The organism is Mesorhizobium sp. P2_A8 (genome assembly GCF_056404935.1).
Map to the genome: position 1 here is coordinate 82,667 of NZ_JBFUDB010000003.1, position 12,814 is coordinate 95,480.

Annotated in this window: 12 protein-coding genes; 6 read left to right on the forward strand and 6 right to left on the reverse strand. The window is 64.2% G+C overall.

Translation table 11 applies throughout. From position 1 onward, the window contains the following. Positions 1–9: 9 nt before the first annotated feature. The 4 genes from glcF to AC1D10_RS09990 form a co-directional block, all read right to left on the reverse strand. Positions 10–1,335, reverse strand: a complete 1,326-nt coding sequence (glcF, locus tag AC1D10_RS09975) for a glycolate oxidase subunit GlcF (protein WP_477271108.1) — start codon at positions 1,333–1,335, stop codon at positions 10–12. A gap of 10 nt (positions 1,336–1,345) precedes the next feature. Continuing rightward, positions 1,346–2,551: an FAD-binding protein gene (locus AC1D10_RS09980; RefSeq protein WP_477271110.1), complete on the reverse strand. Its 1,206-nt coding sequence runs from the start codon at positions 2,549–2,551 to the stop codon at positions 1,346–1,348. A gap of 26 nt (positions 2,552–2,577) precedes the next feature. Beyond that, the gene (locus AC1D10_RS09985) at positions 2,578–4,074 is read right to left on the reverse strand and encodes an FAD-linked oxidase C-terminal domain-containing protein (RefSeq protein WP_477271112.1); all 1,497 of its coding nucleotides are present in this window, start codon (positions 4,072–4,074) and stop codon (positions 2,578–2,580) included. Between the two features lie 153 nt (positions 4,075–4,227). Then, positions 4,228–5,550: a DUF3422 family protein gene (locus AC1D10_RS09990; RefSeq protein WP_477271114.1), complete on the reverse strand. Its 1,323-nt coding sequence runs from the start codon at positions 5,548–5,550 to the stop codon at positions 4,228–4,230. A gap of 208 nt (positions 5,551–5,758) precedes the next feature. On the opposite strand from AC1D10_RS09990, the gene AC1D10_RS09995 reads away from it, so the two are divergent. From AC1D10_RS09995 to AC1D10_RS10005, 3 genes are read left to right on the forward strand one after another with little or no spacing between them, the layout of a single operon-like run. After that, positions 5,759–6,562: an FCD domain-containing protein gene (locus tag AC1D10_RS09995; protein WP_477271116.1), complete on the forward strand. Its 804-nt coding sequence runs from the start codon at positions 5,759–5,761 to the stop codon at positions 6,560–6,562. A 21-nt stretch (positions 6,563–6,583) separates the two neighbouring features. Next, positions 6,584–7,720: an alpha-hydroxy acid oxidase gene (locus AC1D10_RS10000; protein WP_477271118.1), complete on the forward strand. Its 1,137-nt coding sequence runs from the start codon at positions 6,584–6,586 to the stop codon at positions 7,718–7,720. Positions 7,721–7,754: 34 nt separating this feature from the next. Then, complete coding sequence (locus AC1D10_RS10005) at positions 7,755–8,528, forward strand: metallophosphoesterase (RefSeq protein WP_477271120.1); 774 nt, start codon at positions 7,755–7,757, stop codon at positions 8,526–8,528. Between the two features lie 38 nt (positions 8,529–8,566). Here AC1D10_RS10005 and AC1D10_RS10010 read toward each other — a convergent pair whose 3' ends face one another. Together AC1D10_RS10010 and AC1D10_RS10015 are read right to left on the reverse strand one after the other, a co-directional pair. Further along, on the reverse strand, positions 8,567–8,698 hold the full coding sequence (locus tag AC1D10_RS10010; protein WP_257784452.1) for a hypothetical protein: 132 nt from the start codon (positions 8,696–8,698) through the stop codon (positions 8,567–8,569). A 293-nt stretch (positions 8,699–8,991) separates the two neighbouring features. Continuing rightward, positions 8,992–9,690 carry a type 1 glutamine amidotransferase gene (locus AC1D10_RS10015; protein WP_477272066.1) on the reverse strand — a complete coding sequence of 233 codons (699 nt, stop codon included), beginning with the start codon at positions 9,688–9,690 and terminating at the stop codon, positions 8,992–8,994. Positions 9,691–9,777: 87 nt separating this feature from the next. Here AC1D10_RS10015 and AC1D10_RS10020 point away from each other — a divergent pair, with 87 nt between their 5' ends. From AC1D10_RS10020 to AC1D10_RS10030, 3 genes are all read left to right on the forward strand, one after another. After that, entirely contained in the window at positions 9,778–10,434 is a 657-nt protein-coding gene (locus tag AC1D10_RS10020) for a hypothetical protein (RefSeq protein ID WP_477271122.1), read from the forward strand. A gap of 31 nt (positions 10,435–10,465) precedes the next feature. After that, complete coding sequence (locus tag AC1D10_RS10025) at positions 10,466–11,200, forward strand: 16S rRNA (uracil(1498)-N(3))-methyltransferase (RefSeq protein ID WP_477272068.1); 735 nt, start codon at positions 10,466–10,468, stop codon at positions 11,198–11,200. Between the two features lie 142 nt (positions 11,201–11,342). Further along, positions 11,343–12,716, forward strand: coding sequence for a glutamate--cysteine ligase (locus AC1D10_RS10030; RefSeq protein WP_477271124.1), 1,374 nt, complete (start codon positions 11,343–11,345; stop codon positions 12,714–12,716). Positions 12,717–12,814 lie beyond the last annotated feature (98 nt).

Sequence of the window (12,814 nt, forward strand, 5' to 3'; positions counted from 1 at the left end):
GGACGGGCACTACTCCGCGGCGACCAGGCTCTCTCCCGCAATGCCTTCCGGCTTCGGTCCGCCATAGGCCCAGTCGAGCAGCTTGATCGTATGCACCACTGGCATCTTCGCCGCGGAAGCGATCTGCGTGATGCAGCCGATGTTGCCGGTGGCGACGATGGAAGCCCCTGTCGCCTCGATGTTTTTCACCTTGCGGTCGCGCAGCCTGGCCGAAATCTCGGACTGCAGGATGTTGTAGGTGCCGGCCGAACCGCAGCACAGATGGCCCTCGCGCGGCTCGCGCACGATGAAGCCGGCCTTGGCCAGCAGCTCCTTCGGCTGGCGGGTGATCTTCTGGCCGTGCTGCATCGAACAGGCCGAGTGATAGGCGACGATGGTGCCCGGCTTGCGCACCGGCTCGGGCAAGTCGAGACCGGCCAGATACTCGGTGATGTCCTTGGCCAGCGCCGACACCCTTGCGGCCTTGTCGGCATAGGCCGGATCCAGCCGCAGCATGAAGCCATAATCCTTGATCGTCGTGCCGCAGCCCGACGCGGTGATGACGATGGCATCGAGCCCGCTCTGTTCGATGGCGCGTGTCCAGGCGTCGACATTTTGTCTCGCCGAGGCAAGCGCTGCCTGCTCCCGCCCCATGTGATGCACCAGCGCGCCGCAACAGCCCTCGCCCGGCGGCACCACAACCTCGACGCCGAGCCGCGTCAGCAGCGAAATCGTCGTCTCGTTGATGGCGGGATCAAGCACCGATTGCGCGCAGCCGGTGAGGATAGCGACGCGGCCCTTTTTTGTCCCCTGTCCGGCATGGATACCCGGCGAGGCCATCGGCGAAGTTTTGGGGATCGATGCCGGCGCGAGCTTGAGCATGGCGCCAAGCGGCTTCAGCGCCGGGACCTTTTCGAACAAGCCAATGAACGGCTTGCCCAGCTTCGCCAGCCTGAGCGCGGCACGAAAGCGCGCGGGATAGGGCAGCACGAAGGCCAGCATGGCGCGGGTCAGGCGGTCGAGCAGCGGCCGCTTGTAGGTCTCCTGGATATGGGCGCGGGCATGGTCGACCAGATGCATGTAGTTGACGCCCGACGGGCAGGTGGTCATGCAGGCAAGGCACGACAGGCAGCGGTCGATATGGGTGACGATCTCCTTGTCGGCCGGGCGGCCATTCTCCAGCATGTCCTTGATCAGGTAGATGCGCCCGCGCGGTGAATCGAGCTCGTTGCCGAGCGTCACATAGGTCGGGCAGGTGGCGGTGCAGAAGCCGCAATGCACGCATTTGCGCAGGATTTTTTCCGATTCCGCGACATGCGGATCGGCTAGCTGGGCAAGCGAAAAATTGGTCTGCATCGCGTAAGTCCTAGGCCATGCGGCCGGGATTGAGGATGTTCTTCGGGTCGAATTCCTGCTTCAGGCGCTGACTGAGTGCCGCCAATGCCGACGCCTGCGGTTCGAATACCGGCAAGGCAGCGCGATGGGAGGGTGCCGCGCGTACCACGGTCGCATGGCCGCCGCCATGTTTTCTCAACAGCCCGCGCAGCAAAGCAGCTTCCGGATCACCCTCCTCCATGCGCAACCACACCAGCCCGCCCTGCCAGTCATAAAAGGCACTGACGGCGGCTTGCATGCGCAGTGTCAACACCATCTGGTGGCCCTCTCCCGGCGTCATCGAGACGCGCCAGACCGGTTTCTCGCTGCCGTCGGCGAAGGGCCTGCAATCGCGCACATCGCGCCATATGGCGATTGAAGCTTCGCCCGAAATCTCCTCCAGCGGCCCGGCCTTGCCGAGCAATGTTTTCAGAGCGGCGATGCGATAGGCGACGGAGGGGCCAAACCCTTCGACGCGCAGCAGCGTCGCGGCATCGTTGCCGAGCGTACCGCCGGCGACGCGCGCGGCGATCCGCTCCGGAAGATGGGCGGCACTCGACACTTCCGCGCTGGAGCCGAGCGCCAGCGCCATGGCGGCGGCAGCCGCATCATCGAGCAAACCTCGGACGGCGAGCGTGACCTCGGTCTCGGCGGCAGGCAGCACCTTGAAGGTGACATCGGTGAACACGGCCAGCGTGCCCCAGCTGTTGGCCATCAGCTTCGACAGATCGTAGCCGGTGACGTTCTTGACCACGCGGCCACCGGACTTGAAGGCCTCGCCACGGCCGGAAACGGCATTGATGCCAAGAATATGGTCGCGCGCCGCGCCCGCCTTCAGCCGGCGCGGGCCGGAAAGGTTCGCGGCGAGCACGCCACCGATAGTGCCTTTGCCAGCTTCGCCCCCGAGCAACGGGCCGTAATCCATCGGCTCGAAGGCGAGCTGCTGGCCATTTTGCGCCAGCAGCTTTTCGATGTCGTCCAGCGGTGTGCCGGCTTTTGCCGACAGCACCAGTTCGGCCGGCTCGTAGAGCGTAACGCCGGTTAGTTTCGACAGGTCGAGCCTGTGTTCGCTCTGCGGCGGCCGGCCGATGCCACGCTTGGAACCATGGCCAAGGATTTCGAGCGGCGAGTCTTCCGCCACGGCCCAGGCGACGGCGGACAAGACTTCGTCCGAATTGGTTGGGGTGAAGGTGGTCATGGGCGCGGAATTTCCGACATGTCCCCTCAAAACCTCGGAATGTCCGGAAACGGCAGCTTGCCGCCCGAAATGTGCATGCGGCCAAGTTCGGCGCAGCGGCGAAGCTGCGGGAAGACCTTGCCGGGATTCAAAAGGTGGTTGGGATCGAAGGCGCATTTGACGCGCATCTGCTGGTCGAGGTCGATCTGGTTGAACATCTCCGGCATCAGGTCGCGTTTCTCGACGCCCACGCCGTGTTCGCCGGTGAGCACGCCACCGACCTTGACGCAGAGCCGCAATATGTCGGCGCCGAAACTCTCGGCCTTGTCGAGTTCGCCCGGCACATTGGCATCGTAGAGGATCAGCGGATGCAGATTGCCGTCGCCGGCGTGAAAGACGTTGGCGACGCCGAGACCGTATTTCTCCGACAGCTCGCGCATGCCGGCCAGCACGCGCGGCAGCTCCTTGCGCGGAATGGTGCCGTCCATGCAGTAATAGTCGGGCGAGATGCGACCAACGGCCGGAAACGCCGCCTTGCGGCCGGCCCAGAAGCTCAACCGCTCCTGCTCGGACTGCGAGATGCGGCAGGTGGTCGAACCGTTCTTGTAGGCGATAGCTTCGACAAGGCCGATCAGATGATCGACCTCGACGCTCGGCCCGTCGAGTTCGACGATCAGCAGCGCCTCGACATCCAGGGGATAGCCGGCATGGACGAAATCCTCGGCGGCATGGATCGCCGGGCGGTCCATCATCTCCATGCCGCCCGGAATGATGCCGGCGCCGATGATATCGGCGACGCATTGGCCGCCCTGTTCGCTGGTCGGGAAGCCGATCAGCAAGGCGCGGGCGGTCTCCGGCTTTTTCAGGATGCGCACGGTGACCTCGGTGACGACACCGAGCAGCCCTTCGGAGCCGGTCATGACGCCGAGCAGGTCGTAGCCTTCCGCATCGAGGTGACTGCCGCCGAGCCGCACCACCTCGCCGCTCATCAGCACCATCTCGATGCCGAGCACATTGTTGGCGGTGAGGCCGTATTTCAGGCAGTGCACGCCGCCGGAATTTTCCGCGACATTGCCGCCGATCGAGCAGGCAATCTGGGAGGATGGATCGGGGGCGTAATAGAAGCCCTCCTGCTCGACGGCGGTGGTGATGCCGAGATTGGTAACGCCCGGCTGGGCAACGACGACGCGGTTGGGGAAATCGATCGCAAGAATGCGGTTGAAGCGGCTCATGACCAGCAGGACGGCATCTTCGAGCGGCAGCGCGCCGCCGGACAGCGAGGTGCCGGAACCGCGCGGCACGACGCGGATGTTGCGGTCGTTGCAGTATTTCAACACGCGGGAAACCTGCGCCACCGTCTGCGGCAGCACGACGACCAGCGGCAGCTGCCGATAGGCCGTCAGGCCATCGCTCTCGAAGGCCCGCATGGAATTAGCGGCGTCGACGACGCCCTCACCCGGCACGATGATGCGCATGTCGGCGACGATCTCGTCGCGCCGGCGCATCGTGGCGTCGTCTGGTTTCGGCATGGCCAGGCCGGACATCAGCAGCCTCGTTTTGCTTGACTGGTCAAAATCTTTTACCAGTGAAGCGCGTTTGTTGCAAATCCTGCGGCGGTGAGAATGCAGCATCAGGGTCGAGACAAGCTTCCGTAGCGGCAATCTGCCGCTGTCTGACCTTGGGGTGACGTAGGCCTGCTATTCGCCCGCCAGCTTGCCGGGTTCGGAATGCATTCGGCGCACGCGGCGCACGCCCCACCAGACCAGCAGGATGGCGACCGGCACCGAAGCTGCGGTGACGACCTCCGGCGCGAAGGCATGGCCAAAGATCGAGGCGCCCTTGGCGACATAGCCGATGAGGCCGACCACATAATAGGAGACGGCGGCGACCGAGAGGCCTTCTACGGTCTGCTGAAGGCGCAGTTGCAGCCGGGCACGGTTGTTCATCGACGCCAACAGGTCGCGGTTCTGCTTCTCGACCTCGACATCGACCCAGGTGCGCAGCAGCGTCGTGGCGCGGGTCAGCTTGCGCGACAGATTGGCCTGCCGCTCCTCCACCGAGCGACAGGTGCGCATGGCTGGTGCGACGCGGCGCTGCAGGAACCCACCCCAGGTGTCGTAGCCTGGCACGGCTTCTTCCTCGAGCGCCTCCAGCCGTTCACCGACGATGCCGTCATAGGCGCGGCTGGCGCCAAAACGGTAAAGGCTCGACGCGGCGTCGGCTTCCAGCTCCGCGGCAAGCTCGGTCAGGTCGGCCAGCAGCGTCTGGCTGTCGCGGGTCTCGGCGACCTTCATTTCCAGCGTGGTCTGCGCCAGCCTGTCCTCGATGCGGCGGGCGCGGCCCGACAGTGTCAGCGCCAATGGCAGGCCAAGCATGGCCAGCGTCCGGTAGGTCTCGATGTCGATCAATCGTTGCGACAGCGCACCGGTACGCGCCGGCGTCAGGCCACGATCGAGCACCAGCATGCGGGTCATGCCGTCGCCATCCTGGCGGAAATCGGTGACGATGGCGGCGTTGCCGCGTTCGACCAGCGAATAGCAGAGGCTGGTCGGATCGAAGCTGGCGATCAGCCGCTCGCTCGCTTGCGTCCACTTGCGGATTTCGAGCCTGATGCCGGAGATGACGGTGCCCGGTGGCGAAAACCCGTTGCCGAACGGCGAATGCTCCTGCGTCCTGCCGCTTTCGGAAAGCGGACCTTCCCACAGATAGGTCGAGAATTCGGTATGCCGCTCCCAGCGGAGCGAGCCCTTGCCCGATTTCATGGCGTGGTGGCGGGCCTGGCGGTCGGGTGCGGCGATGCCGAGACGACGCGACAATTCGGACAGCACCGCATGGTCGACGCCGGAGCCCCCCTCCGTCATGAAGGCGAGCTGCACCAGCACGCGCGGCTTTTCGATCAGCGGATGCGGCCGGGCATGGACCTCGCCGAGCGCGCCGGGCCGGCCTTCATGCGCCGGAAAGCCCATGACGCTGCCCTTGGCACGCGGCTGGAACTCGAGATTGGTCGGGTCGTCTGACACGGCTTGTTCCCCGGGTTTCCGTGAACCCTCTTACATTGCGTCCCTCTAGGGCCAATCGCCAGATGACGCAAACAGCAAAGTTTAGCCGAAGACAATATGGCGTTGCGCGGCAAAATCGACGCGCTTCGACCAATTGGATAAATAATTTGACCAGTTGGCGACGCTGGCTTTATCCTGCACGATCCCGGTTCACCTTCCAGGCATTCTGTTGAGCGACATTTTTTCCAGGATCGAGCATTCGCGCACCGCCGACGAGGTGGTGCAGCAGATAGAGAGCCTCATCCTCGAAGGCGTGCTGCGCACCGGCGACCGTTTGCCGGGCGAGCGCGAGCTTGCACGCCAGTTCGACGTGTCGCGGCCGATCCTGCGCGATGCGCTGAAGGCGCTCGAAGGGCGTGGCCTTTTGACGACCAAGGCCGGCGGCGGCACGCATGTCGCCGACATCATCGGCCAGCTGTTCACCAAGCCGGTGGCGGACCTGATCTCGACGCATCGCAAGGCCGTGGCCGACTATCTGGAATACCGCCGCGAGATCGAAGGCGTCGCGGCCGAGTATGCGGCGCGGCGTGCCACGCCGGAGGATCTGGCGCTGCTCGACCGCATCATGGCACGCATGGATGAGGCGCACCGGACCGGCGATTTCGACGACGAGGCCGAAATCGACGTCGAATTCCACCACGCGATCTGCGAGTGCGCGCACAACATCCTGCTCCTGCACACGTTGCGCTCCTGCTACCGGCTGTTGTCGGAAGGCGTGTTCCAGAACAGGCTGCTGGTGTTCACCGTGCCCGGCGCGCGCGACGCCCTGCTTGCCCAGCACCGGGCCATCCATGCAGCGGTGAAGGCCGGCGACCCGGCCGCTGCCCGGCAGGCGGCGATGGACCACATGATCTATGTCGAGCGGTCGATGGCCGAGGCCGAGCGCAGCGGCGACTGGCAACGCGTGTCGCGGTTGAGGCTCAGACAACGCTCCGAGGCGGGCGAGATCGAACCCACACGCAGACGCTCCTAGGACTGATAGGCAGGGACCCTCATGAGCCAAATCCTCACCATCGCCGATCTCAAGGAGCTCGCGCGCCGGCGCGTACCAAGAATGTTCTTCGACTACGCCGATTCCGGCGCCTGGACTGAAAGCACCTACCGGGCCAACGAGGAGGATTTCGCCAAGATCAAGTTCCGCCAGCGCGTGCTGGTCGACATGAGCAACCGGTCGCTGGAATCGACCATGATCGGCGAAAAGGTGGCAATGCCGGTGGCGCTCGCGCCAACCGGTCTGACCGGCATGCAGCACGCCGATGGCGAGATGCTGGCGGCGCAGGCAGCCGAGGAATTCGGCGTGCCGTTCACTTTGTCGACGATGAGCATCTGCTCGATCGAAGACGTCGCCTCGGTGACGAAAAAGCCGTTCTGGTTCCAGCTCTACGTGCTGCGCGACAAGGATTTCGTGCTCGACCTGATCGACAGGGCGAAGGCGGCGAAGTGCTCGGCCCTGGTGCTGACGCTCGATCTGCAGATCCTCGGACAGCGCCACAAGGATGTCCGCAACGGGCTTTCGGCACCGCCGAAGATGACGCTGGCCAACATTGCCGACATCGCCATCCGCCCGCGCTGGTGGATGGGCATGGCCGGCACCAAGCGCCGCACCTTCCGCAACATTGTCGGCCACGCCAAGGGCGTCGGCGACGTCGCATCGCTGTCTTCATGGACGACCGAGCAGTTCGATCCGCATCTGTCGTGGAAGGACGTCGCCTGGATCAAGGAACGCTGGGGCGGCAAGCTGATCCTGAAAGGTATTCTCGACAAGGAAGATGCGCTGATGGCGGCCAAGACCGGCGCCGACGCGATCATCGTATCCAACCATGGCGGGCGGCAGCTCGACGGCGCGTCGTCTTCGATCATGGCGCTGGAAGAAATCGCCGATGCGGTCGGCGACAGGATCGAAGTCCACATGGACGGCGGCATTCGCTCAGGCCAGGATGTTCTAAAGGCGCTCTGCCTCGGCGCCAAGGGCACCTATATCGGCCGGCCATTTCTTTACGGCCTGGGTGCCCTTGGCAAGGAAGGGGTTACCAAGGCATTGGAAATCATCCGCAAGGAGATGGACATCACGCTGGCGTTGTGCGGAAAGCGTCTGGTCACCGACATGGGCAAGGATCAGCTCCGGCGCTAGTCCGTGACAGCGTGACCACGGAGACAGCGCAGAGTTGGCAGAACCCGGCATCCATTTTCTCGACGCGCATGGGCCGGAAGGTGTGCGTCTTTACGCGATTGGCGACGTGCATGGCCGGCTTGACCTGCTGGCCGCCATGCACCAACGCATCGAGGCCGAAATCGAGCAGGAGGCGCCTGCCGACTGGCGCGTCATCCATCTTGGCGACTATGTCGATCGCGGACCAGACTCAAAGGGCGTCATCGACTTCCTGATCGAAGCGCGTGAGCGCGACCCGCGCCATCTGATGCTGGCCGGCAACCACGACATCGGTTTTCTCGACTTTCTCAAGAAGCCCGACCCGGAAGGGCTTTTCATCCGTTTCGGCGGAATCCAGACGGCGCTATCCTACGGTGTGGCAATCACCGAAGGCACCAGCATGTGGTTCGGCAACGCCGAGGCCGCCGTGCGCAAAGGACATCAATCCTTGGTCGAAGCGGTGCCGCAAACTCACATCGATTTTCTGCGATCGCTGCGGCTTTCGCTGGCGCTGGGCGATTTCTTCTTCTGCCATGCTGGCATCAGGCCGGGCATCGCGCTTGCAAGGCAAAACCCGCAGGATCTGATCTGGATCCGCGACGCCTTCCACAATTATCCGGGCCTGTTCCCGAAGATCGTGGTGCACGGCCATACGCCGGTGCCGGAGGCGGAGGTGATGGCCAACCGCGTCAATGTCGACACGCTTGCCTGGCAATCAGGGATGCTGAGCGCGCTCGTCGTGGACGGCCCGGACAAACGCATCCTGACAATGACCGTCAAGGAAGCTTGAGCCTCCGCGTCCGAGGACGCGAAAGACGCTTCCGGCTCTTAGCGAAGCGAGGCGGTGACGCCGTAACCGTCGACGGCGTTGTGATTGTTGGCTGCGTCGGCGGAATAGATGCCGAGGCCGCACAGCACGATGGCGGACAACATGGCAAAGGACAGAAGCGCTGCTTTCACGGAGGTCATCTCTTGTTGAGCTTTCTGCATCTGTGCACCGGGCGGTTACCAATGCGTTGAAACGGAGAATTCGCTTCAAAGTTTCGACGATTTTGCGCTTCTAGGCATGTTCTGTATCGGCGGTGTGTCGCGCGGGTCACACAAAAGGTTCATCGCGGTTGCACAGCCGATGCAGAGCGCGCGCCTTCTAGGATGACGGGCTGACACAAGCCAAGGATGAAACGGATTGTCCCCAGGCGGTTTCACCGCCGCGTGCCAATTATGTCACGCGGGAGGGCGCGAAGGACAGACGCTCAGATCGTCGCCACCCAGGCGCGGGCGATGGCGAGGCCGGCAGCATCGGCGTCAGGCCCGTTGCGGGCCATTTCGCCATCGAGCTCGCCAGCCCAGTCGGGATGGCGCGCGGCGATGGTCGGTGCAAAGGACGTGCTCCAGTCCTGCACCATCGGCCGATCGGCCTCGAAGTGGAACTGGAAGCCGTAGACGGCTCGGCCGACGCGAAACGCCTGGTTCTCGGCGACATCGTTGCCGGCGAGCCGCACCGCGTTTTCAGGCAAAACGAACGTGTCGTCGTGCCACTGGAAGATCGGGAATTTTTGCGGCAGCTCGCCGAGCACCGGATCGGCCTTGGCATCGGGCGTCAGCGACACGCCGCGCCAGCCGAACTCGTTGGCGCCGCCGATGCGGTTCTCGCCGCCAAAGGCGCGGGCAACCAGCTGGCTGCCGAGGCAGATGCCGAGCACGGCGCGGTCCTTGTCGGCGAAATCGCGCGTCAGTTCGAGCAATGCCGGGAAATAGGGATACTCGTCGTCGGCCAGCGCATTCTGGCCGCCACCGAGAACCACCATGGCATCGTGCCCGGCCGCGTCGTCCGGCAAGGGATCGCCCTTGTAGGGGAGGCGCAGATCGAGATCGGCACCCGCCTCGGCAAGAGCGGCGCCAACCTGGCCAAGGCCGGTATTGTCGTAGTTCTGGACGACCAGCACCCGCATGAAAAACCCTGCTGACATGAAAATGATGCGACGAGCGATATCATGCCGCCTGCATTGCAGCCAAGATGCGTGTTGCGGGAGAAAGCTATGCCACTGCAGAACCGGGTCGATCCGTTCGGTGCTATCCACGCCGTGCCCGAGCGCGGCCTGTTCACCGGCAATCGCGGCATCATCCACGATCCCGTGACAAAGACACTGCTGAAAAAGCGGTGGACGCTTCCGGCATGGATTATCTGCGTCTGCCAGTTCCGCAATGTGCGGCGCGATCCGATGGGCCGCAACCGGAAGAGCGACGACCATTTGGGCGGCAAGGCCGGCTGGACCGAGCTGTTCTTCCTCGACGAGGTGACGGCGCTGGCGGCCGGGCATCGCCCCTGTTTCTTTTGCCAGCGTGAACGGGCCAAGGATTTCGTCGCCCGCTTCGGCGAAGCCTTCGGCATTGCCGAACCGCGCGCGCCGCAGGTCGACAAGCGGCTGCACAAGGAGCGGCTGGCGTCGGGCGGCAAGCCGCCGATGGTGACCCTTGAAGTGGTCGCCGGCCTGCCGGATGGCGCGATGGTTGCGGATGGCGGTAATGCCTATGCCTTGCGCGCCGGCAAGGCACTGTGCTGGTCGTTCGCTGGATATGGACCACCCGCCGTTGGCCTCCACGGCAAGCCGCTTGCGCTGCTGACGCCGGCCACGACGCTCGCCGTCCTGCGGCATGGCTTTCGACCGGCGTGGCATCCATCCGCCGAGGCTTGACGGCGGCGGCCGGCTCGCCCATTCCTCGGCGATGCGCGCCAATTACAAGATGCAACGCCTGTTCGTGCCCGACGACCTCGGGACGGATGTCGAGTTCGATGCCGGTCAGCAGCAGAGCCATTATCTGCTGCATGTGCTGCGGCTCGGCGAAGGCGCCGAAATCCTTGTCTTCAACGGCCGCGACGGCGAGTGGTCGGCGGCCATAGCCACGAAATCAAAAAGGGCGGTGCGGCTGAAGGTCCTGGCACTGCAACGGCCGCAGCCGCCGCTGCCCGACCTCATCTACTGCTTTGCGCCGCTGAAGCAGGGCCGGCTCGACTATCTCGTGCAGAAGGCGGTCGAGATGGGCGCCGGCGTGTTGCAGCCGGTCATCACCCAGCACACGCAAGTGGCCAAGCCTTCGATCGATCGCCTGCGCGCCAATGTCGTCGAAGCCGCCGAGCAATGCGGCATCCTGGCGGTGCCGGACGTGCGCGAAGCGGAAAAGTTCGACCGCCTGCTGGCCGGCTGGGGCAAAGAGCGGCGGCTGATCTTCTGCGACGAGGACGCCTCGACCAACAATCCGCTGTCCGCATTGCAGGCGGTGAAAGAAAAGAAGCTTGGGCTGCTGGTCGGGCCGGAGGGTGGGTTCTCCGACGACGAGCGCAAGACGCTGCGGGCGCTGCCCTTCGTCACAGCCATTCCGCTTGGCCCGCGCATCCTGCGCGCCGACACGGCGGCGGTGGCCGCCCTTGCGGTGATCCAGGCAACGGTCGGAGACTGGTGAGACTTCATCTCCGCAAGGGACGGACAGGACTGTACCGTTCAATTCCTCTTGACCTCTGGCTCAGGATTTTTCGCTTGATCGTCTGCTGACATTTCGTCCATTTAGCGCCGGCGGTTGTCCAACCGTCCCGGAGGGCTTGTAAATGGCGCGCGACACAACCGATTTCCGCCCGATCGAAGGCGTCGATGAGCTCGTCGAGCATCTGGCCGAAGGCAACAAGCCGCGCGACAAGTGGCGCATCGGCACCGAGCACGAGAAATTCCCGTTCTATGTCGACGGTAACGCGCCCGTGCCCTATGGCGGCGAGCGCGGCATCCGCGCCATCCTCGAAGGCATGCAGTCAAAGCTCGGCTGGGATCCGATCATCGATGACGGGCGCATCATCGGCCTGGTCGAGCCGACCGGCCAGGGCGCGATTTCGCTGGAACCCGGCGGCCAGTTCGAGCTGTCCGGCGCGCCGCTGGAGACGATCCACCAGACCTGCCGCGAGGGCAATGCGCATCTGGCGCAGGTGCGCGAGATCGCCGAGCCGATGGGCATCCGCTTTCTCGGCCTCGGCGGCAGCCCGAAATGGTCGCTGGCCGAGACGCCGAAAATGCCGAAGTCGCGCTACGAGATCATGACGCGCTACATGCCCAAGGTCGGCACCAAAGGCCTCGACATGATGTACCGCACCTGTACGATCCAGGTGAACCTCGACTTCGAGAGCGAAGCCGACATGCGCCGCAAGATGCAGGTGTCACTGAAGCTGCAGCCGCTGTCGACGGCATTGTTCGCCAATTCGCCGTTCACCGACAGCCACCCGAACGGCTTGCAAAGCTGGCGCGGCGACATTTGGCGCGACACCGACAATCAACGCTCGGGCCTGCTCGAATTCTGCTTCTCGCCCGATTTCGGTTTCGCCGACTATGTCGAATGGGCGCTCGACGTGCCGATGTATTTCGTCATCCGCGACGGCCACTATCACGACATGACGCATATCACCTTCCGCCAGTTCATGGCCGGGGCCGCGCGCAATGAAGTGCCGGACGGGCTGCCGACAATGGGCGACTGGGCGAACCATCTGTCGACGCTGTTCCCGGACGTGCGGCTGAAGCGTTTTCTGGAAATGCGCGGCGCCGACGGCGGGCCGTGGCGGCGTATCTGCGCGCTGCCGGCCTTCTGGGTCGGGCTGCTCTATGACGAGGCCGCGCTCGACGCGGCGGAGGCGTTGACCTCAAGCTGGAGCTACAAGGAAGTGCTGGCGATGCGCAACGCGGTGCCGGAACAAGGCATTTCCGCGCCCTTCCGCAACACCACGCTGCGCGAGATCGCCCGCGACGTGATGGTCATCTCGCGCATGGGGCTGAAGAACCGTGGCCGCAAGAACCGCGACGGCTATGACGAGACCTCGTTCCTCAACACTTTGGACGAAGTTGTCGCGCGCGGCACCACCAGCGCCGAGGAGATGCTCTCCGCGTATCACACGCGCTGGGGTGGCTCGATCGAGCCGGTGTTCATGGAATACGCCTATTGATCCTGCGAAGTCGGCGCGGCCAACTGATTGGCAAAAGCCGCTTCAATCGGTCATCGAAACGAATTAGGCTCTCCACCCTAGGATTTCCCGGAGGAGAA

Coding starts and splice junctions, on each gene's coding strand:
- glcF (WP_477271108.1), bottom strand. CDS start 1,335: ATGCAGACCAATTTTTCGCTTGCCCAGCTAGCCGATCCGCATGTCGCG.
- AC1D10_RS09980 (WP_477271110.1), bottom strand. CDS start 2,551: ATGACCACCTTCACCCCAACCAATTCGGACGAAGTCTTGTCCGCCGTC.
- AC1D10_RS09985 (WP_477271112.1), bottom strand. CDS start 4,074: ATGTCCGGCCTGGCCATGCCGAAACCAGACGACGCCACGATGCGCCGG.
- AC1D10_RS10000 (WP_477271118.1), top strand. CDS start 6,584: ATGAGCCAAATCCTCACCATCGCCGATCTCAAGGAGCTCGCGCGCCGG.
- AC1D10_RS10015 (WP_477272066.1), bottom strand. CDS start 9,690: ATGCGGGTGCTGGTCGTCCAGAACTACGACAATACCGGCCTTGGCCAG.
- AC1D10_RS10020 (WP_477271122.1), top strand. CDS start 9,778: ATGCCACTGCAGAACCGGGTCGATCCGTTCGGTGCTATCCACGCCGTG.
- AC1D10_RS10025 (WP_477272068.1), top strand. CDS start 10,466: ATGCGCGCCAATTACAAGATGCAACGCCTGTTCGTGCCCGACGACCTC.
- AC1D10_RS10030 (WP_477271124.1), top strand. CDS start 11,343: ATGGCGCGCGACACAACCGATTTCCGCCCGATCGAAGGCGTCGATGAG.